Raw genomic sequence first — 22212 nt, forward strand, 5'->3', positions numbered from 1 at the left:
ATACCTAAAGTGTGAGCTTGCGTTACAAGCTCACGCATACCGTAGCTTGATTACCTAAGTCACTGGGTTGAAGAACGTGAAAATTTAAAGAGATAGAAAGTAAAAAGGCCCCGTAGCGGGGCCTTTCATTGCAGCTGACGCTGCAACCATGTTGAATCGACTCACATGGCTATGTGAATTAGTGCTTAGATTCTATCGTTAAGCTCAGCAGAAATTGGCGAGCTTTGTAAGCCTTGCTCTGCTATCCACGCTTGAAGTGTTTTGCCGTCTGATTCGGGCTCAGAAAGGTCTTTGCTTGGCATTTTCTTAACAAGCAGTGTACCTACCTCAACTGCGTTGTTCGTTAAGGCCGTGCGGATAAGGCTTTGACCACCGCATGAAACACCTGAGTAATAATCACGTAACTTTAATTTGAAGTCTGACTGTACGCGACGCATCTTCTTACGCAATTCGCCTTTGTCGTCAGCCTGAACAATAGTACAGATGTTTGCTAGTGCCTCGTTTACGTCATTTGCTTGTGCTGCGTTTGAAAAAGCTAATGTTGATGCTGCGATGACTAGAGAAGTTTTAACGATTTTCAACATGGTTAAATTTCCTTCGTTATATTTGTTTAATTAATCGGTTTGTCTGTTCGGGATTAATTAAAAAACAATCAGGTCGAATGAAAAACATTCATTCAAATAACAAGGTATATCGAATAATACGTTAGACTAAAGATGTAAGAGGTATGAAATGCGCTGTAGCCTTTAGTATTAAAGGGCGCAGGCAAACTATGTTGAATTGCAATTGCAGATCAATAAATAGCCAAATAAAGTGCAAAAAAACAACGTTAATGCTGTTTTTTTGCTTTTTGTTGAAGTTAATGCGTATTAAAAATGTACGCAATAGGCATTGTATTAATAAGAAAAGAACGAAATTAAGAAGTAAGCAGTGCTGAGGCAGTACGTTCTGTCGTGATGAGCCCATTGAGCAATTTCGATCGCAGAGCGCCTCTTATAGCGTGCAGTTTGTTGTCGCCCGCTGCAACACCTACTACAGGCTTTTCTGGCGTTGCTTTCAACTTAAAGCTCGTTACTCTCTCGTTAATATCGCAACTAATCAACGCACCTTCTTCATTAAAGATCCAGCTTATGATTTCGCCACTTGCACCAGATTCAGCGAGGGTTGCTAATTGATCATCGTCGATAAATCCGTCTTTATACAATGGAGACACACTGCCTAAGTTACCAATGCCTACGAAGCTAATATCCGCTTGCTCGGCAAGCGTGTGAATTCTAGATATGTGTTGTTGCTGTTGCCAAATTTCCCGTTCTAGTTTACTAGATGCTATTACAGGGATAGGCATAGGATAATGCTGTGCTTTAACTCTGTCGGCTACGTGAACAGCAACGTCATAACGCGTCGCCTCTCCGTTATCAGCAATATTACCAACAAGGGAAACAATTTTATGCTGAGGGCAGTGAAGTATTGACAATTCATCAGCACAGGCACGCAGTACACGGCCAGTGCCAAACGCGATGGTTTGTGGAGCGTCGAATTTTAAAGCTCTTTCTATTGCTGCTGCACCCGCTTGACCAAGGCCAAGCGTTGAATTGGGATCGTCATCAACACTGGGCACAACTTCACAGAAAGTTAATCCGAATTTTTTCTTTATGCCTTGCGCTAATTCCATACATCTAGCAATCGGGTGTTCTAAGCGCACTTTCACAAGACCTTCCGACATGGATAACGCCACTAAGCGTTGTGCGCTTTGGCGTGATGTTTTGAGCGTTTTAGCTATCTCATCTTGCGTCTTACCACCAACATAGTACATCCATCCTGCTCTGGCGGCCTCGTCGAGTTTATTGAGTTCGTTTTGTGCTTTCTTACTCATTTAATTTTTCTCATGTCAAAAATGTCAGGGATTCGAGAGTAAAACTCGTCCCATGAATTAATGGTGTTGTCCGATGTCACAATACAATTCTGTAGATGTGCGCCACCTGTATAGTGGAAGTAGCGCATGTCTGCGGCTTTAGCGGCAGCGATCCCCGGCTGAGAGTCTTCAATAACTAGGCAGTTTTTAGGAGCAATGTTGAGCGCATTTGCCGCATATAAAAATAAATCTGGTGCTGGCTTGCCTTTATTTACGAGTGCTCGCGTGTAAATGCGGCCTTCAAAATAGGAAAGAAGCCCTGTGCTGGTTAACGCCTTCGTTGTTCTTTCAGGTGAACTGCTTGTGGCAACACAAAATGGAACACCTAGTGAGTTAAGTGCAGAAAGTACAGAGGTGATACCGGTAGTCTTTTGTAAATGGCACTCGAAACTGTCGAACAGTAATTCATGGAATTTGTTTTTCATGGACGTGGTAAGTGTGAGCGCAAAGTCATCTTTTAACTTACCCTGAACGTGCTCCATGCTCTTTCCAAGAAAATGCTCTATAAAATATTGTTTCGATAATGCAATATCGAAACTAGACAGAAGTGCTTGCCACGCCTGCATCGACAGCACTTCACTGTCAATCAGTACGCCATCACAATCAAAAATCACCAGTTCCACGTTGTGTGCCTGCAAGAGTCACCTTCCTTCAACTATTAACATTTAACCAACGTCCCCTTGCCAATTCCGTATTCGTACACCAAAGGTCAACAAGCCCTAATTATATGAACATTTGCCTAAGTGTAAGGTAATTGATGGCGTTTGTTCTACCTTAACAAGCAGTTCTTGAGTCATACGACTACATACGCGGTTTTCGGCCTCAAATTTCGTCTCTAAAATTTCTTCATAGTATCAATTGGATAGATTATATCGCGTTTATTTTGATTGGTTAATTGTGCATTTTTATTGTGTTAATTAAATAAACAAGCCTCCATTTATTTTGTTAATGGCTGTTTACAAAGTAGAGGGTATATGCAAATATTTACAAAAATTGAGATATATCCCAATGCCTGGGCAAATGCTCTTGAAGTATTTTGTAACCAGTGGGAAATACACCTACAACACGAGATTTGAAGATGAAGTCGACGTCTAGTGATATTGATATTTCACAAGTTAGTGACGAGCAACTCCCCGTCGCTAAACATAAGTTAAAAGGGTGGAAACATTTCATGGGCTTATATGCCGGTGAACATGTTGCAGCCACTGAATTCGTATTTGGTGCAACCTTTGTTGCGCTAGGCGCCACCATGACCGACATTCTGTTGGGATTATTAATTGGTAATCTACTTGCTGTCCTAAGCTGGACACTTATCACTACGCCTATCGCTGTAGATACCCGTTTGAGCTTGTACTCGTATCTTCAGAAAATAGCTGGCGACTCTATGACCAAGCTCTATAACTGGGCGAATGTCATCATATTTACAGTGATATCGGCCGCTATGATTACGGTGTCGGCAACCGCCGTGCGTTTTGCATTGAATATTCCGGCGCAGTTAAATTGGTATCCGACTAATTTAGCTTTTGTTGCCGTCGTGCTTGCAGTCGGTGTGATAGTTGTCTTTGTCGCTATGTATGGCTTTAACGCCGTTTCCAATTTTTCTCGTATTTGTGCGCCTTGGTTGTTCACCATGTTCATTTGCGGTCCACTTATTCTAATGCCTGCACTCGCTGAATCTGTGATTGGGCAAACGTTTCTTACATCGTGGAATGACTTTATTCATATCGGTAGTACATCGGTGTGGACGGGCTTCACCCAAAGTGGTGAGCCTGGTATTGGTTTATTAGAAGTGATTGGCTTTTCGTGGGCAGCGAACACGATAACGCATTTCGGCCTTATTGATATGGCGTTACTGCGTTTTGCTAAGCGTAAACGTTACGGTTTATGTACGTCGGCGGGGATGTTATTTGGTCATTATATAGCATGGATTTCAGCCGGTATTATGGGCGCAGGTACAGCGGTTATTGTTCAAAAGTCCATTGGTGAATTAGACCCGGGCGATGTGGCTTTCCACGCATTAGGTCTTTCTGGACTCGTTATTGTTATCGTTGCAGGCTGGACTACAGCAAACGCGAATCTCTATCGCGCTGGACTTGCCGCGCAAGCTATTTTTAAAGATAAATCGCGTACTACAACGACCGCGGTCGTCGGTATGGTCACCGTTGCAATTGCGTGTTTTCCGTTCGTGTTTACTAAATTACTGCCACTGTTAACGTATGCTGGATTACTTGTTGTTCCTGTAGGAGCAATTGTGTTCGCAGAGCACATGATTTTTCCGCGTATTGGATTCACACGTTATTGGGCACATTATCAAAGCCTTACTCACAGCACGCCAGCGGTAGCGAGTTGGGGCTTGGGGCTTGTGTTTGGCTTTGGTTTAAACGTCTTAGACGTCATGTCTTTCTACTATCTATTCATACCCACGTGGTTCTTCACCATAGCTGTATATACAGCACTGGCCGCAAAGTATGGTGCAAAACAAGCTTATCCTGAGCAAGAAGCACAAGTAGATGCTTTCAATGCACGTGTTGAAGCTCATCAGCAGCAAGAAGCGGCGTTAGAAAACGAACACGTTGAAGACGTTACTGCCGTATCTAAATTACTGCGTCTTACATCGCTAGCGAGTTTGTTGGTGTCCATAGCATTGGCAATCAAAACTTTTTCTCTTAGTGACACGGTTGTCGCTTACGAATTGAACCGAGACTTATTCTTTAATGTTGGGTTCGCGTGCACCGTTATCTATTTCGTTACTGCGTATTGGGCGATGCGTCGCCACAAAGCGTTACAAAGCTAATAAGGTTCTTATGCAATCTCAAACGTCTATTTTATTGAACAGAGCGAACTTATCGTCGTTGCCAAATGACATAAGGCGTCCAGCTTATGATGTGGAGAACGTTCAAACGGGTATTGTTCACATTGGTGTGGGTGGTTTTCATCGGGCACATGAAGCCATGTATGTAGACAGATTAATGGCAAAAACCGGCGATCTATCGTGGGGCATTTGTGGTGTGGGTCTTCGCGAGAACGACCGTGCGATGAAAAAAGTGTTCGACGAACAAGATAACTTATATACCTTGGTTGAAAAGCACAATGACGGTTCCCGCAGTGCATCAGTTATCGGTGCAATGACGGGGTTTTTGATGGCGCCGGACGATCCTCAAGCAGTCATTGATAAAATGGCTGAGCCCGAAGTACGCATCGTATCGTTAACCATTACCGAAGGTGGCTATAATTTTGATGCTTCCTCAGGGGAATTTATTACCACTAACCCTGATGTCATTCACGATATCGAAAACCCCAAAACGCCTAAACTGGTTTTCGGCTATTTAGTTGCAGCGCTTAAAAAACGCAAAGAAAACAACGTTAGGCCTTTTACCGTTATGTCATGTGACAATATTCAGCACAATGGCCATGTGTTAAAGAAAATGCTGCTTGCGTATATTGAACTGTTTGACCAAGCGTTTGCTACTTGGGTTAACGAAAACGTGAGTTTCCCTAATTCAATGGTAGACAGAATAACGCCTGCAACCACAAATGAAGATATCGCAACGTTAAGGGCTCAGGGCGTAGAAGATGCTTGGCCTGTAGTGTGTGAGCCTTTTGACCAGTGGGTTATTGAAGATGACTTTTGCAATACCAAGCCGTGTTTAGATTTAGTAGGCGCGCAGTTTGTAAGCGATGTGGCACCGTACGAAAAGCTTAAGCTTCGTATGCTTAATGCGGGCCATTCAGTACTTGGCTTGGTTGGTTCTGTAGCAGGGCTTGAAACTATCCATGAAAGTGTTGAAGCGAAACAGTTAAAGCGTCTTCTATCAATCTTTATGGAACAAGAGGTTATGCCAACACTCGACCCAGTAGAGGGGATTGACGTGTATGAATACAGAGATACGCTGCTATCTCGTTTCTCCAACCCTTTCATTAAAGATACGCTAGCGCGAATTTGCCTTGAAAGTTCGGCTAAGCTTCCGGTGTTTTTATTGCCCACCGTGCGAGATAATTTGGCGGCCAACAGAGACACCGATATAAGTGCTTTAGTTATTGCTTGCTGGGCCTTCTATTCAGACAGGCATGCCTCTCAAGACGGGAAGTCACTTGAAATCAACGATGTGTTAGCTGATAAGTTACACAACGCGGCTAGTAATAACCAAATAGACAGCCTTAGTTTTTTAATGCTAGAAGAAGTATTTGGTAAGCTGGTTGATGAAGCGAGTTTTACCGCTAGTTTCCAGGGCTTTGTAGAGCGCTTGTATCAACAAGAGCCGGTGTTGCTGATTAGCGAAAAGGTAGCAAACAATAAACTCGAGCTTGCCAGAGCTTGTTAGATTGTATGGGGAATCTGTATTAGTACGAAGGAGAGTAGGGAATACTCTCCTTTTTTATGCATTGAATTTTATCAACTGATACAAAAGAAAAAAGCGACCCGAGGGTCGCTTTCTAAAGTGCAGATTTCTCTGCAACCATGTTGAACTGGTTCACATGGTGTGAAACTGTTTTATAGGCGGTCGTTGATAACCGCAGCAATTGGGTTATCTTGCAGACCGTTTTCTGCAACCCAAGCTTGAAGTGTTTTTCCATCAGCTTCAGGTGCTTCTAAATCACTTTTTGGCATTTTCTTAACAAGTAACTCGCCAGCTTCTAAAGCATTGTTTAGTAGTGCTGTACGAATTAGGCTGTTACCGCCACAGCTAATTGCTGAGTAGTAGTCTTTAAGTTTCATACGGTAGTCTGATTCGACTGAACGCATTTTCTTACGTAGTTCGCCTTTATCGTCCGCTTGAACGATAGTGCAAATATTCGCTAGTGCTTCGTTAACATCAGCCTGTGCTACGCCCGACACACCTAATGTCGCTGCGATAACAAGAGAAGTTTTAACAATTTTCAACATGGTTAATTCCTCAAGTACTTCTATAGATTGTTTGTTTGTTTGTTCGAGAGGATTAAACGACAAAAATGAAATCTTGAAAACGTTCTAAGCGATACTTAGGTATGTGGTTTTATAAGTATAGAAAGGTAGTTGAATTAAGCCTCTGTCGTTCGCATCGAGGCTTGAACCACTCTTTTACAAAAACAATTCTTTAGTGCCTTTTTGTGGTGCAGGGCTGACAATAATCACTTGAAAGTGATATGTTATAGTGTAACGCTTGAGGTGCGTGATTAATCGCTTTGGGTTGTGAACGCCATGCCATTTAATGTCACAGGAAATCGTCATTTTGACGCTAGGGTTATATGAATCGACGGTTTGTAAATTTACTTGCGGTAGCAAAGGATAAATGCGACTCGGACGGTTTGCGCTTAACAGAAAAACGCAAAAGAGTATTGAACTTATTAATAGATGCCCAAGCTCCGCTTTCCGCTTACGAGATAAAGGATATGTTCACTACGAGGTATTCTGAAGATGTAAAGCCTATGACGATATATCGCGCACTAGAGTTTCTCACTGAGACTGATTTAGTACACAAACTGAATTTGAACAACAAGTTTGTCGCGTGTTCTCAAGCAAAATGTTGCGAGCATCACGGGTACTCACAGTTTTTAATTTGTGTTCAATGTGGCTCTGTTGAAGAAGTTGCGATAGACCCAACCATATCTGAAAATCTTGTTGAGCAAGCTAAAAATCTAGGGTGCGATATTGTAACGCCACACCTTGAAGTGGCGTGTATCTGCAAGCACTGCAAGTAATGCAGCGCTTCTTTTTTAATCTACTTAAATCTTTAGTGTCATGAAACTAATTATAAATAATGCCTCTACCTCGTCACGGTTATTAGGCAAAAATGAAGATGAAATAACGTCTGTTTCACTATTAATTGATGGCGGAAAAATAGCTGCTCTTTCGGAAACCCCCATCACTATAAAGTCGGTAAAGACCATAGATGCGAAAGGCTTGTTTTTATCGCCTGGCCTTCTTGATCCCCAAGTACATTTCAGGGAACCGGGGATGGAATACAAAGAAGACATAGAATCGGGTAGTAAAGCCGCGGTTAAGGGTGGGTTTACTGCAGTAGTTTCAATGCCTAATACAACGCCTACAGCTGATAATGCAGATACTGTACGTTTCATGGTAGAAACAGCAGCTAAAAAAGGCTTGTGTAAAGTCTACCCAACGGGCGCGCTTTCAAAGGGATTAGAAGGAAAGTCCATGACTGACTTCAGCGCCTTAACAAGCGCCGGTGCAGTGGCAATTACCGACGACGGTAAAGGCGTTCAAAACAATGCGTTATTTAAGCAAGCTCTCGTTAGTGCTAAGCACCTAGGGGTTCCAGTTCTCGATCACAGTGAAGACGAGACTTTATCAAATGGGGGAGCAATACATGAAGGCGAAATTTCAAAAAAATTCAATGTGAAGGGTATAAAGTCAGCCTCTGAATCTGTGCACGTCGAACGTGGTTGTGACTATAGTTTGGAAACCGGTGGTCATTATCACGTATTACATGTTTCCACATCGGCTTCTATTGAAGCGGTAAAGCAAGCAAAAGAACGTGGCGCCAACGTTACTGTAGAAGTTTCTCCTCATCACTTGTTGTTATGTGACGAAGATATCGCCATAAAATTTGATGGGACTTTAGATGCGAATTGGAAAATGAATCCACCACTTCGCTCTAGAGAAGATATGCTGGCGTGTCAAAATGCCCTTGTTGAGGGTGTAATAGACGCTATAGCAACGGATCATGCACCTCATTCACCTGAGGAAAAAAAGCAACCTATTGAACAGGCACCGTTTGGGATTATTGGTCTTGAAACTGCGTTTCCTCTGATCTTCACCCATTTCGTAAAAACCGAAAAGCTAACGCTTGGTCGTGCCATCGATTTAATGAGTAAAAATGCAGGTGACATTTTCGGCATACGATGTGGAAGAATTGAACAAGGCGAAGTGGCAGATCTTGTGCTGTTCGACTTAAATAACGCGTTTACGGTAACGCCATCCTTTTTCGCCTCTAAGTCTCAGAACTCGCCATTTATAGGAGAAACGCTGTATGGAGAAACGCATACAACCATAGTTGCGGGCAACATTGTGTATTCACGGGGTAATATTTAGACAAATACACCACCTCTAATTTCAATAACACTGCGGCGGCGCTTCTCTCTTTGGTGCCGCGTGATAGCCTCGCGCTGTTGCTGCGTCAAATGTTATAAAAAGACTGCCTTGATGCTAAAAATTATTGCACTAGTAAACCGAAAGACACTTTGTGAGCTCTTCATCCCATATAGGGTTAAGTTCAATAGCGATAATTTCAATTTTAGTTTCACTACACTCACTTAATTCGGCTTCGGTAACCTCGTTGTCAACAACGTTATAGCTAAAGACACCGTCACTTGTTATGACAACTGCTTTAAGCCTTTCAACGTTAAGGTTGTGCATCCATTTTAGTAGTGCAATGCGGTCAAACTCCCTGGAAGGTGAGAAACGCCACCCGACAGCTTTAAAACCTTCGCCTTTATTCTCTACTCTCAATACACCTGAGTCAGGAAAAGGCTGTTCATTTATTGATGGCGTAGTGGTAGTTTTGTGGTCGTGCAATTTTTGTGCTTTGATATGAGTAAGTGCACTTGAGCTTCCCTTTAATACGCTAATTGGGAACTCTCCCTTTTCGCACAGTAAGACGGGCGTGTTTGGCTTGGTACGTTGGACGACATAGGTCTCCAATGCTTCGGCATCTGAATGAGTGTAAAGGTCTTGTTTGTTCCCCACAATAACGTCAGCAATGGCGATTTGCTGATTGAAGGTATCATGAGAGGTATAGTGAGGATCAGCGAGCTTTCTTGCGTCAACCAAAGTTACCGTTTTTTGTATGTCGAGAACGTCTTGATAATGCTCGGCAGCTAGTGTTTGTAGTACTTCTATAGGATGCCCCAAACCAGTCGGCTCAATAAGCAAACGGTTTGGTTTAGATTCGGCCAACAGCTGATTAAGAGCAATCTGCATTGGCAGCCCCGCGGCACAGCACATACACCCACCCGGCACTTCTCTAATAAATACTCGCTTTTCATTGCTAGCATTATTGTTAGGTGCTTTATTTCGCGAGCCGTTTACCAATGAGCCATCGATACCAATCTCACCAAACTCATTGATTAGTATTGCCCAGCGTTCATTTGCAGGTTTTTGTTTTAATAAATGTAATAGCGAGGATGTTTTACCCACACCCAAAAAGCCAGTAATGATGTTAGTAGGTACAGCTTTTATCATTGTGAATGTCTTCGTTGAAAGTCATATGTAAATATCAAAACTCTCACACAAGGCTATCATAGCAGGGAGTACATCCCTATGAATTAATCATGATATGTTATATTATTACATTTAGGCGGGGTGTTCACCGCGATATACGCTTAAGGTAAGAAAATTTCGCAGTAACAAAATCTCCCTCATTTTTAACATAGGAAAATCAACAAGTGACTCTTCCCGCGTTGACGGTCGAATCCAATCTAGCCGCACAATATAAAGCATTTGTAGAGCGCCTAAAGATGAGTGACTTCACCGGTGATATCGAAACGGCCTATAGTGCTCGCATCGCGCATGCTACTGACAACTCAGTCTATTACAAAGTCCCGCAGGCCATTATCTACCCAAAATCTACTGAAGATTGTCAGTGTATAGGTAAATTAGGCAGCCACTTCCCAGATGTCGCATTCTCTGCCCGTGGTGGTGGCACTGGTACTAATGGGCAGAGTTTAACCGATGGTATCGTTGTCGATATCCGTCGTTATCTAAATGAGATCATTGAACTGAACCTGGAAGAAGGGTGGGTTAGGGTTCAAGCGGGTATAGTCAAAGATTCACTCAACGACGCATTGCGCCCGCACGGCCTGTTCTTTTCCCCTGATCTATCAACCAGCAATCGCGCTACGCTTGGCGGTATGATAAGCACTGATGCGTCGGGGCAGGGGTCATTAGTGTATGGTAAAACCAGCGACCACGTCATCGGACTAAAAGCAGTGCTTGCGAATGGCGAGATAATTGAAACCGCAAAAATTTCGCGGGATGAAGCTTTACTTAAAGCAAGTGGCTGTACGTCAGAAGCCGCAATTTATCAACAAGCAATGCGTACCTGTATTCAACATCGAGAGGGCATTTTAAAAACATTTCCCCGCTTAAACCGCTTTTTGACGGGGTACGATTTAGAACACGTAGTTGACGGTGATAACATTGACATTGGTAGGCTAATCACAGGTGCAGAGGGCTCACTTGCGTTTGTTACGGAAGCGACGTTAACACTTGATAAAATAGCGCCACTGAAAGCGCTTGTTAACATATCCTACCGTTCATTTGACGCGGCGCTTCGACATGCGCCAGTGTTGGTAAAAGCCAAAGCAACCAGTGTTGAAACCATCGATAGCACGGTACTTAACTTTGCGAAAACCGACATTGTGTGGCATTCCATTCATCATTTAATAGCAGATGTTCCAGATAACGAGTTGTTGGGTTTAAATCTTGTAGAGTTCAACGCCGATTCTGCAGAAGAAATGAAAGTTCATATTGAACAGTTAGAAGTGGCAATTACACAAGAGATAGGACGAGATGGCAGCAGCATAACAGGCTATAGCGTCACCTATGACAAGCCCGATATTCAGCGCATCTATGCCATGCGGAAAAAAGCCGTTGGGCTGCTTGGTAAGGTAAAGGGCAATCAAAAGCCCATTGCATTTGCCGAAGATACCGCTGTCCCGCCGGAAAACTTGGCCGACTTCATTGGTGAGTTTCGAGCATTATTAGACAGCCATAATTTAAAATATGGCATGTTCGGTCACGTTGATGCTGGTGTTTTGCACGTGAGGCCGGCACTAGATTTATCAGAACCACAGCAAGAAGCACTGATGCATACGCTTTCTGATGAGGTAGTGGCACTTGTTGCTAAGTACGGTGGATTGATGTGGGGAGAGCATGGCAAGGGATTTCGAAGTGAATACGGCCCCGCATTTTTTGGCGAAACACTGTTCAATGAAATGCGCAAGATCAAAGCCGTATTTGACCCCCATAACCAGATGAACCCCGGCAAAATCTGCACACCGATAGAGAGTGATGATAAATTAGTCTCGGTGAAAGATATTAAAAGAGCCGGGATTGAGCGGGTTATTCCCGTCAGCATAAAACAAGATGTGTTTCCTGCTTTTGAATGTAACGGCAATGGACTGTGTTTCAACTACGAGCCTACATCACCTATGTGCCCGTCTAGCAAGGTTACCCACGATAGGCGGCACACACCGAAAGGGCGCGCAAGCATGCTAAGAGAGTGGACGCGGCTATTATCGCTTAGTACTGGATTTGACACTACGTTAAAAAATGAAGGGTTGTCGTATAAGCAGTTCAAAAGTAACTTTCTATCTCGGTTTAAGAACTCCATTTTAAGTAACAAGCCAGACTTTTCACACGAAGTCAAAGAGGTCATGGATGGGTGTTTGGCGTGCAAATCATGTACACATCAATGCCCGGTGAATATTGATGTGCCGCACTTCAGGTCAATATTTTTGTCTATTTACTATCGACGGTATTTGCGACCTTTAAAAGATATGCTGGTTGCCAATATAGAAACGATAGCTCCACTGAGCGCGCGAGCGCCCAAACTTCATAATGCCATCATAGAACTAAAATGGGTGAAGCACTTTTTGGAGAAGCAAGTAGGGTATAAAGATGCTCCTCAGCTTTCTTATCCAACGTTAACAAGCCGAGTAAAAGCTCTAACAGTGCCGTTTGACTTACAACGCCTTTCCCAAATGAATACAGAAGAGCGAAAACATTATATCGCTGTCGTTCAAGATCCCTTTACCAGTTATTACGATGCGGCTAGCGTCGAGAAGCTGATAAGTGTGATCTATAAGCTTGGCTTTAAACCCATCGTAGTGCCGCATACGCCCAATGGAAAACCTGCTCACGTAAAAGGCTTTCTGGATAAGTTCGAAAAACAAGCGATAAAGACTGCTAACTTACTCAATCAACTCCATGCACTAGACATAACTATGGTAGGCACTGATGCGTCGCTAGTGTTGTGTTACAGAGATGAATACAAGAAGTATTTGCGTGATAAAAGAGGTAACTTCTTTGTGCATACCATCGATGAATGGCTGGATTTGGTTTTAACTGAAAAGCACATAGTAAAGGCGATGATTAAAAAGCGATTCAGTTTGCTTGCACACTGTAGTGAAAAAACGGCTATGCCGGCGCTGACAACCCGCTGGCAAAGCATTTTTGAGAAACTTGGTGCTAATTTAACAGTGCAGCCCTCAGGATGTTGCGGTATGGCTGGAACCTATGGTCACGAAGCTTCACATTATAAAAATTCAAAAGCGCTTTACGAATTAAGTTGGTCAGGTGTGTTCAAGCAATGTAGCGCACAGCATGAAGTGCTTGTAAGCGGCTTTTCATGTCGAAGCCAAGTTGCAAGGTTTGAAGGTAAAAAGCCTCGTCACCCTATCGCGGTGGTAAATGAATTAATCCAATAACAAAAAAGGACAGAAAATGAAGGTGGTAATGCGCAGCATTATGCTGGTGGTACTTTTGTTAACAACTACGTATGCATTCAGTGAACAAAGTGAAACCGATGCTAGGGAAGCCTATATAAGGGCAAACTACACGAAATACGAATACCAAATTCCAATGCGTGACGGCGTAAAACTGTTTACATCGGTCTATGTGCCAAACGATAGAACAAACGCGTACCCTTTTATGATGCAGCGTACGCCTTATCGCGTTGCTCCTTATGGTGTTAGTAAGTACAAAAAGCGCTTGGGACCGAGCGAAGCTTTCGAAAAGGAAGGTTTTATTTTTGTGTTCCAAGATGTGCGTGGCAAATTCATGTCTGAAGGAGAGTTTGTCAATATGCGTCCTCAAGATGCTTATAAGCGCGGTAAAGATGCCACGGATGATGCTACTGATACCTATGACACTATCGAGTGGCTTGTAAAAAATGTTGAAGGCAATAACGGTAAAGTGGGGATGTGGGGCACATCGTATCCTGGCTATTACACGTCAGTCGCCTCTATAAATAGCCACCCCGCGCTAAAGGCTATTTCTCCACAAGCTCCAATTGCAGATTGGTTTTTTGATGACTTCCATCGAAATGGGGCGTTTGTGACCCCTATGGCGTTTATATTTTTCGACACGTTTGATAAGCAGCGTGATGGTACGTTTGCGTATTGGCCTGAAGGAATGAAGTCAGAAACACCAGATGGCTATCAATTTTTTAAAAATTTAGGCCCGCTTTCCAATGTCAACGACAAGTACTTTCACGGTGAACGACCATTTTGGAATGAAGTTATTCAACACCCTAATTATGACGACTATTAGAAGTCACGAGATGTATTGCAACATTTATCTAAGACAAAGCCTGCGACGCTGGTTGTCGGCGGTTGGTACGACACCGAAGACTTATACGGCCCGCTTTACACCTACCAAACCATGTCACATAACAACAAAAAGGATCATGTAAAGCTGGTGATGGGTCCTTGGTATCACGGTCAATGGCAGAGTGAAAAAGGTGGAACGGAACTCGGCGAAGCGCATTTCGGATTTGACACCAGCGCTTGGTTTCAAAAAGACGTGTTATTGCCGTTCTTCAAGCAACACTTGAAAGGGGCCAATGATGCAAACATTGCCACTGCAACTATGTTTGAAACGGGGAGTAATCGTTGGCGTCACTTTGATGTCTGGCCACCCAAAGATACATCTCAAAAAACGTTGTTCTTAGCAGGAAAGGAAAAGCTGGTTGAAAATGCAAATAACACCGGAAGCAGCGAATATGTGAGCGATCCGAACAAACCCGTTCCACACTCTGCAAAAATTAGCCGCGGGTGGGATAGACCCTATATGGTCGAAGATCAGAGGTTTGCAGCGAGAAGGCCTGATGTGCTGGTATTCGAAACAGAAATACTAGAAAACGACCTCACTATCGCTGGCGCCATAGACCTAAATTTGTGGTTTTCAACAAACAAATCTGCTGCCGATGTAGTCGTAAAACTGGTCGATGTTTTTCCGTCTGTAGATGACAATGTCAATAAGGCGGATATGGAGAAAGGTAATCGCCATGAGTTGGTGCGTTGGGGCGTGTTACGCGGTCGTTTTAGAGAAAGTATGAGTAAGCCCAAAGCGTTTGTTCCTAATCAGCCCACGGAAATTGGCTTTGAACTTTACGATGTATTACATACATTCAAACGAGGACATAAGCTACAAATTCAAATACAAAGTAGCATGTTTCCGTTCCTTGATTTAAACCCGCAGAATTATGTTGAAAACATTTTTAACGCTAAAGAGAGCGATTTCACCAGAGCATTCCACACGATTTATCACAATGATGAGCATCAGAGTTCGATAAGCTTCAACATGCTGTAAGTTTAATTTACTCAAATGTAAAAAAAGCCCTGTTTAAACAGGGCTTTTGCTTTGTCTATGTTAGTGAGGTTTATAGTTGCTCGCTACTTCCATTATTTGTTCACGCATCCACATATGAGCGTGATCATGGTCGGCGCTTACATGCCAATAAAGGAAATACTCTACAGGCGGTAAATCAAAAGGAACCTCGTACAACGCAAGATCGTAATGTTTAGCAAGGTGATACGGCAGGCACGCGATTAGGTCTGTCTTTACTATCGTACTTGGTACGGTTAAAAAATGTTGACCTCGCATAACTTCCTTGCGTCTTTTGCCCATTTTATCTAACGCAATATCTATTGGACCCACACCAGATTTACGCTGTGACACATTAATATGACCTAATCGTAAAAAGGTATCTAAGTTAAGCCCGTTTTTGAGCGCTGGGTGATTTTTACGTGCTAACACAACAAGTCTGTCTTGGGCGATTTTTTCTTTACACAAATGAGGGTCTGTAAATGTCGATGCATCTGAGTAAAAGTCCAACGTGCCCGATGCCATCGCCGAAACAACTTGGCTTCTAGGAATCTCGTAGTTGGTTAACCCAATATTTGGCGCCAAATTCTGCAAACGTGAAATGAGACGAGGCATAATGCTTACTTCAAGCAAATCACGGCTGGCAAAGTTAAAGGACTTCTCGGCTGTGAGAGGGTCGAATGTATGACTTTCTTGCACGCTTCTGCGTAGTAAGGCTAAGGCTTGTCGAGCTGGAACAATAATATTTTGCGCTACGGGGGTAGGCGTCATACTGTGGCCGGTACGAACGAACAGCGGGTCGTTAAGCATTTCTCTTAGCCTTGCTAAAGAGTTACTTACCGCTGGTTGAGTAATGCATAAGACATCTGCTGCCTTGGTTAAGCTTCCTGCCGTGTAAATGGCGTCGAATACTGCAAAAAGGTTCAAATCGATTCTATTGAGATTCATAACTAATCCTTTAAGAGCGAGTGCCCTGAAAAAAGCCAATAGATGAAGAGGCGCTAGTTTGTATCACGGTGCGTTTAATAGAAAACTGTGATCCAATGCTACATAGCATCTACGAATAATTTACGTTAGTGTAACAAGAATATTTATAAATACCTATTATTAAAAGTTAATTGAAACATTCAAGGTAATAATAGTAGTTTTATCGTCAATAAATGGAGATTGGACTGAAAAATGAGAACACTTTTAGACTTAGCAGTGGGAGATACCCTTGAACAACCTGAATGGCTGACGGTTACGCAGGACATGATCAATCAGTTTGCAGACGCTACCGGCGATCACCAGTGGATACATTTAGATGCTGCGCGCTGTGAAAAAGAAAGTCCCTTTAAAACAACAATTGCTCACGGCTTCTTGACTGCCAGTCTCATGCCTAAAGCATTCGCTGAGGTAATCGCGCCAGACGAACGTATCGCGTCTATGATCAATTATGGCATTGATAAGTTACGTTTTCTTGAACCAGTACAAAGTAATGATGCCGTTAAATACCGATTCAAACTTGTCGAAATCACTGAAAAGGCGCAAGGGAAGCTTTATAAAGTAGAGGCAAGTTGCTTACTTAAATCGAATGGGAACCCAGCGCTAATAGGTGGCTTTCTCATGCTCGCGGTGCTTAAGCCTTGATAGATTGCTGTTTTACGCAGTAAAAGTGGCTGTACAGACTAGTACGGCATATTGCCAAATGCGTATGACGATGCGTGTGCTACGTCGTTGTCTAGTTGATATGTCGCACCGTGTATTGCAAAAACATGGTGCCACAAAATAAAAAAGCCTGAGATGCTGGCGTTTGTTGACCTTTGATATATAGCAAAGGTCAACAGGGCCTAGTTTAGCGATCGTCAGGCTTTTACCTACACAGTCCTACTTTATCGGCAAGACCTATGTCGACAGAAACGAGTTAGTTAGACGCTTCTTCGGCACCTTCTTCAATGGCTTCTCCAGCACTTTGAATATCTTTACCGGCCCCTTCAACTGTTGCACAACCGCCTAAACTCCCAAAACTGGCTGCGAGTATAAGTACTAAAAAAGCGTGTTTAAGTGTTTTTGAATTTAACATTTCCATTTGCATCTCCGTTAGTTTCATTCTTCTGCGGGTTGCTCAGGGTTATCACCCGCTTTCACATCAGACTGCTCAGTTGATGAATTTGTATTACCTTTACTTGAACTTCTCTCATCCTGCTTTTTAAGCATGCTATTAAGCTTATCTCCCCCTTTAGCATTGAAATCCAATGTTCTGATAGGGAAAGGAATAAGAATATCGTTTTCTTCTAATACCGTTTTTACTGTACTGATCGCGTCGTGGCGTACGACCATAAATCCTGGCTCTCCTGGATATCGAATCCAAAACCACAGTAATAGGTTGATACTTGAATCGCCAAAAGACTCTGCGTAAACCGCGGTCTCTTCTTTTTTTATGACATAATCTTTTTCATTCATAGCATCCGTAATAACTTTGGCGGCTTCTTCTATATCATCAGCATAAGAAATGCCGACAGGGATCTCTATTCTTCGATAACCAAGATATGAATAATTGGTCAATATATTTCGGAAAAGAATCTTGTTGGGTATAACTTCAAGTTGACCATAAAAGGTTTCAACTAAGGTGTTTCTAAGGTTTATTTCCTTTACGTTACCAAATACACCTTCTGCCTCAATGACGTCACCAATTTCAAAGGGTTTTCGAATTCCCATGGCTACACCGGCAATGAAGTTTTCCGTCATGTCCTGAAACGCAAAACCAATGGCCAACCCGACGATACCTGCGCCTGCAAGTAAAGAGGTGACAGTACCTTTAAGGCCAACAAAGTCTAGCGCAATGAAAATTCCCGCTATTAAAACGATAGATTTGATTATGGAGGTGAGGAGGCTTGCAATTTGTCGAGACTCAAACGTTCTGCGCATAATCTTGCCAGCAACGTTGCCGATCACTTTGGCGATAATGCCAAAGGCTATCGCAATAAAAAATGCGACAACAATGTTAGGAAGAAGCGTAATGCCACCTTCTACCCAAGACTCTAGCTTTTCGCTGAGTAATTTATAAACCTCATCTATTTTTGGAAACTCCATAGACCTCGTGCACCTTCATATAAAGTGTTCCTGATGTTTCAAGAATCATTCCTTTCAAAATAATCTTGTAACGCATTGAAAATTGGAGGGTATGCCTGGTTTTTGAGGTGCGCGATCCATCAAGCGTAATGAATAAATTTCCCATATTGGGAAACATATTCTCAATTGGGATATGGCTAAATTCAGTGGAGAGGCTTCAATTTATCCTAAAGGATATCTGGTCAGACCATGCGTAAAATTAATGTAAACATATTATTCACAATAAATTTACAAAGGTGAAATTCAAGCATAGTATCAATTGCGTAGGTCAATATTTGTTCATGGCCTCAGACAATAACAACACGAAATCGAACAGCCTGTCGCTAGCGGAAAGTGTGGGTAGTAATGCCGGTAGTGATAAGCCCAGATTTGGAATCACACTATGAAATTTAAAACGCGTAAGACAGCAGTGGCGGCAATGGTCGGTACTGCTTTATTTTGCTCTCCTTATATCGCATCAGCCCAAGAAGCAGACGTTGAAAGTGAGCAAGAAGCTAAGAAAGACGTAGAACTCATTTTGGTTACTGGTAGTTTTGTTCGCCGTAGCGAAAACTTCGAATCTCCTTCTCCACTAGCCGTGGTAGATAGCGTGGCTATAGACGCGATTGGCGCAAAGAATATTGCGGATATTACACAAACACTCACTATTAACACGGGTGCTGAAAACAACCCAGATGCTTTTACGCAAAACGCAACAGCGGGTACGTCGAATATTAACCTTCGTGGTTTAGGCGTAGCGTCTACTCTGGTTTTACTTAACAACAAGCGTCAGGTCGTTACAGCGCAACCAACGAACGAAGGCCTGAACTTCGTCGATACCAGTTCACTTGTGCCAATGATTGCCATTGATCGTATGGAAGTGGTTAAAGATGGTGCGTCGGCTCTGTATGGTTCTGATGCCGTTGCAGGTGTCGTTAACTTTATCACCAAACGCAATTATGACGGAGCAATGGTAAGCCTTGACTATCAAGATGGTGCGCATGGCGACAACAAAGAATACATTTTACAAGGTTTATGGGGCGCAACCGGTGATAACGGAAGCGTACTAGCGGCGATAAGCTATACCAACCGTTCGCCGCTTTTTCTCAGCGATAGACGACTAAGTCGTCCCCAAGACGATACAAGTGCTCTGGGTAACCCAGGCTCTTTCTTCTTAAACATTCCAGGTGCAGGGGCACTGCCCATTATCGACCCGTACGGATGTGAGGAGTTTGGTGGTGCACCCAATTTACTTGCGCCAAGTGGTACAGTGCCAGGTTTAGAAATTGGTTTTTGTGGTTTTGATTTCGGTAAATTCTATTCATATGTTGCTGATGAGAGCCGAACAAATGCTTATGTACGTGCAGACTACGAGTTCGATAACGATATTACATGGTCGGCTGAATTCAGTTTAGCGAGAAACCGTGCTGAACGTGGTGGAGCACCGAGCTTCCCAATTTTAACCTCTCCAATTGTTCCGGATTATCATCCGCAGAATCCATTTGGTCAGCCTGTCGCTTTCTTCGGCCGCGCTGAAGGTAACGGCTTCCCTGGTGACCCAGCGAATACCGAATCAGATACCTTTCGCTTTAGCACCAGTTTACAAGGTGTGACAGACACTGGGTTCTGGGAAGTAAGCTATACACGTGCGGTTAACGATTTTGTATTTAGGGTTCCTGACGTACTAAATACCGAGTTTCAGCTTGCGCTATACGGTCTAGGTGGCTCTAATTGTGACCCTATCGCTGGAACGCCAGGGGTAGGGGATTGCGAATTCTTCAACCCATTTGCAACGTCTTACACAACGGCGCCTAACTCTGATTACGTGGTTAGCTCCTTTACGGGAACCGAAGTGATCGACTCTAAAGCGGATCTCGAAGTTTTCGAAGCGTTTACATCGTTTGATGTGTTCGAAATGGGCGGTGGCTTTGCGGCGTTAGCATTGGGTGTTCAATATCGTGAAAACCAGCTTAGCCAAGATTACGATGACCTTGCTAACCAAGACAGTTTCACATTCGTTATCGGTAACCCTGATATTGATGGTAGCCAGGATGTATGGGCAGCGTTCGGTGAACTTGCATTACCAATAAATGACGAATTAGATGTTCAGCTAGCGGTTCGTTATGAAGATTACGGCGGTACCATTGGAAGTACGGTGGATCCAAAGTTAGCGATTTCGTGGCGTGCGACTGATGAGTTTTCACTTCGCGGCTCGATATCTACGTCGTTTAGAGCGCCAACAGTGTTCTTAGCACAAGGTGGCGCAACGTCGTTGCAACAGCTTATTGACCCCGTTCAAGGTGCTACGGCATTTGTAGCTGTTAGAACATCGGGTAATGAAGAGCTAAAACCTGAAGAGTCGACAGCCTATAATATTGGCTTCTCATACGAGCCTTTCAGAGACTTTTCTGTTGAAGTTGATTATTGGAATTTCGAGTTTGAAGACTTGATCATTCAAGAGAACGCGCAGGCGGTACTAAATGATGATCCGACTAACCCAGACCGCGTCATCCGTGCTGGAGACCCGCTGACTGGACCTGTTCTTCAAGTAAATAACACGTATGTTAACGCGAGTTCTTTGGAAACATCGGGTCTTGATTTTGTAACTAGTTATAAAATAGAGACAGACTTCGGTAACTTTACACCTACGTTGAATGCGACCTACATCACTAAGTATGACTTGATGGACCCACAGGCAGGGAACATTGATGGTGCAGGACGCCGTAACTTCAATAACATTGGTGTGTCTTCTCCTGAATTGCGCGCGAACTTGGGACTGGCTTGGCAAAACGATATCCATGCAGCCAATATCTTCCTTCGCTACATCTCATCATATGATGATGATCAAAATTGCGCGGACGGTACTGCAAACGTGGGTGGTTGTTCAGGTGGCTTTTACGAAGTGGATAGTCACTTGACGGTAGATGCTCAATACAACATCGACTTAGGCGGCTTATATGATACAGAACAAAGTTATGTGTTGACGTTAGGCGCAATTAACATGTTCGACGAAGAGCCTCCACAGCTATTCACTAACAGCGGGTTTGACTCTAAGGTTCACGATCCACGAGGTCGTCAAATCTATGCGCGCTTAGCTATCGAGTTCTAATCTGTTAATAAGGTAGAAGTATAGCCACCCTTTGACTATAAAAGTTGAAGGGTGGCTTTTTTGTAAACCTTAGCCTCCACTCCTCTTTGTGATTTTGTCTCCAGTCTCTTCTAATGTTAAACCAATCGATTAAAGTATCTCGTAGTAGGTAAGACTTTTACGTAATCATCAGTGATTGAAGGAGATAAGAATGGCGACGAAGCTGTCTGATAATGAAATTAACGAAAAATTGAAAGCGCTCAATGAACTGGTTTCCGATGACACACCATGGGAGCAAAGTGGAGACACTATCAAAAAGACGTTTATGTTTAAGAGCTTTATCCGAGCTTTTGGGTGGATGTCTCAAATTGCGATTTGGGCGGAAAAGCTAAAACATCATCCGGAGTGGTTCAATGTTTATAATAAAGTAGAGGTAACATTGACTACGCACGACGCTGGTGGGCTAACAGAATTAGATTTTTCGTTGGCTGAAAAAATGGAAAAATTTAAATAGCTTGAATCAACGTGTGTAAATAGGAGCTAAAAATCGGTTAATTCGTATTAACTTTGTTCATGTTGGTCAATTAAACCGCTAACAGTCAGAAAAATGAAATATTTCGCATGCTGGTACTTGTGTTGCGAAAGTCCCTATGTATAATACGCACCACGTTGAAGCGAGGCATTAAATGAAGCGCTTACAACAATAATTTTCTGGCGCGGGATGGAGCAGTCTGGTAGCTCGTCGGGCTCATAACCCGAAGGTCGTAGGTTCAAATCCTGCTCCCGCAACCA

At 43.2% G+C, this 22212-nt stretch carries 16 protein-coding genes, 1 tRNA gene and 1 pseudogene; 10 read left to right on the forward strand and 8 right to left on the reverse strand.

Annotated features, from left to right (window positions below; translation table 11 throughout):
• Positions 1 to 185: 185 nt before the first annotated feature.
• The 3 genes from AC0J2X_RS18940 to AC0J2X_RS18950 form a co-directional block, all read right to left on the reverse strand.
• Entirely contained in the window at positions 186 to 584 is a 399-nt protein-coding gene (locus AC0J2X_RS18940) for a DUF3718 domain-containing protein (RefSeq protein ID WP_014949235.1), read from the reverse strand.
• 332 nt (positions 585 to 916) lie between these two features.
• Positions 917 to 1873, reverse strand: a complete 957-nt coding sequence (locus AC0J2X_RS18945; protein ID WP_014949236.1) for a sugar-binding transcriptional regulator — start codon at positions 1871 to 1873, stop codon at positions 917 to 919.
• Entirely contained in the window at positions 1870 to 2550 is a 681-nt protein-coding gene (locus AC0J2X_RS18950) for an HAD family hydrolase (protein WP_472996316.1), read from the reverse strand. The genes AC0J2X_RS18945 and AC0J2X_RS18950 overlap by 4 nt, the downstream gene beginning before the upstream one ends.
• 440 nt (positions 2551 to 2990) lie before the next feature.
• Between AC0J2X_RS18950 and AC0J2X_RS18955 the strand changes: the two genes are divergently transcribed.
• Both AC0J2X_RS18955 and AC0J2X_RS18960 read left to right on the forward strand, forming a co-directional pair.
• The gene (locus AC0J2X_RS18955; protein WP_069944162.1) at positions 2991 to 4706 is read left to right on the forward strand and encodes a purine-cytosine permease family protein; all 1716 of its coding nucleotides are present in this window, start codon (positions 2991 to 2993) and stop codon (positions 4704 to 4706) included.
• Positions 4707 to 4716: 10 nt separating this feature from the next.
• Entirely contained in the window at positions 4717 to 6234 is a 1518-nt protein-coding gene (locus AC0J2X_RS18960) for a mannitol dehydrogenase family protein (RefSeq protein WP_472996317.1), read from the forward strand.
• 170 nt (positions 6235 to 6404) lie between these two features.
• Here the strand turns inward: AC0J2X_RS18960 and AC0J2X_RS18965 are convergent, their stop codons facing one another.
• Positions 6405 to 6797 carry a DUF3718 domain-containing protein gene (locus AC0J2X_RS18965; RefSeq protein WP_014949240.1) on the reverse strand — a complete coding sequence of 131 codons (393 nt, stop codon included), beginning with the start codon at positions 6795 to 6797 and terminating at the stop codon, positions 6405 to 6407.
• A gap of 341 nt (positions 6798 to 7138) precedes the next feature.
• On the opposite strand from AC0J2X_RS18965, the gene AC0J2X_RS18970 reads away from it, so the two are divergent.
• Together AC0J2X_RS18970 and AC0J2X_RS18975 are read left to right on the forward strand one after the other, a co-directional pair.
• Positions 7139 to 7591 (forward strand): Fur family transcriptional regulator, encoded by a 453-nt coding sequence (locus tag AC0J2X_RS18970; protein WP_472996318.1) that lies wholly within the window; start codon positions 7139 to 7141, stop codon positions 7589 to 7591.
• A 40-nt stretch (positions 7592 to 7631) separates the two neighbouring features.
• The gene (locus tag AC0J2X_RS18975) at positions 7632 to 8945 is read left to right on the forward strand and encodes a dihydroorotase (protein ID WP_472996319.1); all 1314 of its coding nucleotides are present in this window, start codon (positions 7632 to 7634) and stop codon (positions 8943 to 8945) included.
• Positions 8946 to 9074: 129 nt separating this feature from the next.
• On the opposite strand, the gene AC0J2X_RS18980 is transcribed toward AC0J2X_RS18975, so the two are convergent.
• Positions 9075 to 10094 (reverse strand): CobW family GTP-binding protein, encoded by a 1020-nt coding sequence (locus tag AC0J2X_RS18980; protein ID WP_458726331.1) that lies wholly within the window; start codon positions 10092 to 10094, stop codon positions 9075 to 9077.
• 203 nt (positions 10095 to 10297) lie between these two features.
• Between AC0J2X_RS18980 and ydiJ the strand changes: the two genes are divergently transcribed.
• Positions 10298 to 13342 carry a D-2-hydroxyglutarate dehydrogenase YdiJ gene (gene ydiJ / locus AC0J2X_RS18985; RefSeq protein ID WP_472996320.1) on the forward strand — a complete coding sequence of 1015 codons (3045 nt, stop codon included), beginning with the start codon at positions 10298 to 10300 and terminating at the stop codon, positions 13340 to 13342.
• A 154-nt stretch (positions 13343 to 13496) separates the two neighbouring features.
• A pseudogene (locus tag AC0J2X_RS18990) lies at positions 13497 to 15227 on the forward strand (CocE/NonD family hydrolase).
• Between the two features lie 60 nt (positions 15228 to 15287).
• Here AC0J2X_RS18990 and AC0J2X_RS18995 read toward each other — a convergent pair.
• Complete coding sequence (locus tag AC0J2X_RS18995; protein ID WP_014949246.1) at positions 15288 to 16190, reverse strand: LysR family transcriptional regulator; 903 nt, start codon at positions 16188 to 16190, stop codon at positions 15288 to 15290.
• A gap of 231 nt (positions 16191 to 16421) precedes the next feature.
• On the opposite strand from AC0J2X_RS18995, the gene AC0J2X_RS19000 reads away from it, so the two are divergent.
• Positions 16422 to 16871, forward strand: a complete 450-nt coding sequence (locus AC0J2X_RS19000) for a MaoC family dehydratase (protein ID WP_014976345.1) — start codon at positions 16422 to 16424, stop codon at positions 16869 to 16871.
• 274 nt (positions 16872 to 17145) lie between these two features.
• Here the strand turns inward: AC0J2X_RS19000 and AC0J2X_RS19005 are convergent, their stop codons facing one another.
• Together AC0J2X_RS19005 and AC0J2X_RS19010 are read right to left on the reverse strand one after the other, a co-directional pair.
• The gene (locus AC0J2X_RS19005; protein WP_014949248.1) at positions 17146 to 17310 is read right to left on the reverse strand and encodes an entericidin A/B family lipoprotein; all 165 of its coding nucleotides are present in this window, start codon (positions 17308 to 17310) and stop codon (positions 17146 to 17148) included.
• Positions 17311 to 17327: 17 nt separating this feature from the next.
• Positions 17328 to 18314, reverse strand: coding sequence for a mechanosensitive ion channel family protein (locus AC0J2X_RS19010; protein WP_014976346.1), 987 nt, complete (start codon positions 18312 to 18314; stop codon positions 17328 to 17330).
• A gap of 421 nt (positions 18315 to 18735) precedes the next feature.
• Between AC0J2X_RS19010 and AC0J2X_RS19015 the strand changes: the two genes are divergently transcribed.
• The 3 genes from AC0J2X_RS19015 to AC0J2X_RS19025 all read left to right on the forward strand — a co-directional run bounded on the left by AC0J2X_RS19015 (position 18736) and on the right by AC0J2X_RS19025 (position 22212).
• A complete protein-coding gene (locus AC0J2X_RS19015; RefSeq protein ID WP_014976347.1) occupies positions 18736 to 21441 on the forward strand; it encodes a TonB-dependent receptor in 2706 nt (901 codons plus the stop codon).
• 190 nt (positions 21442 to 21631) lie between these two features.
• Positions 21632 to 21934 carry a 4a-hydroxytetrahydrobiopterin dehydratase gene (locus tag AC0J2X_RS19020; RefSeq protein ID WP_014949251.1) on the forward strand — a complete coding sequence of 101 codons (303 nt, stop codon included), beginning with the start codon at positions 21632 to 21634 and terminating at the stop codon, positions 21932 to 21934.
• 201 nt (positions 21935 to 22135) lie between these two features.
• A tRNA-Met gene (locus AC0J2X_RS19025) sits at positions 22136 to 22212 on the forward strand.

The sequence above is a fragment of the Alteromonas sp. R7 genome (assembly GCF_055755235.1).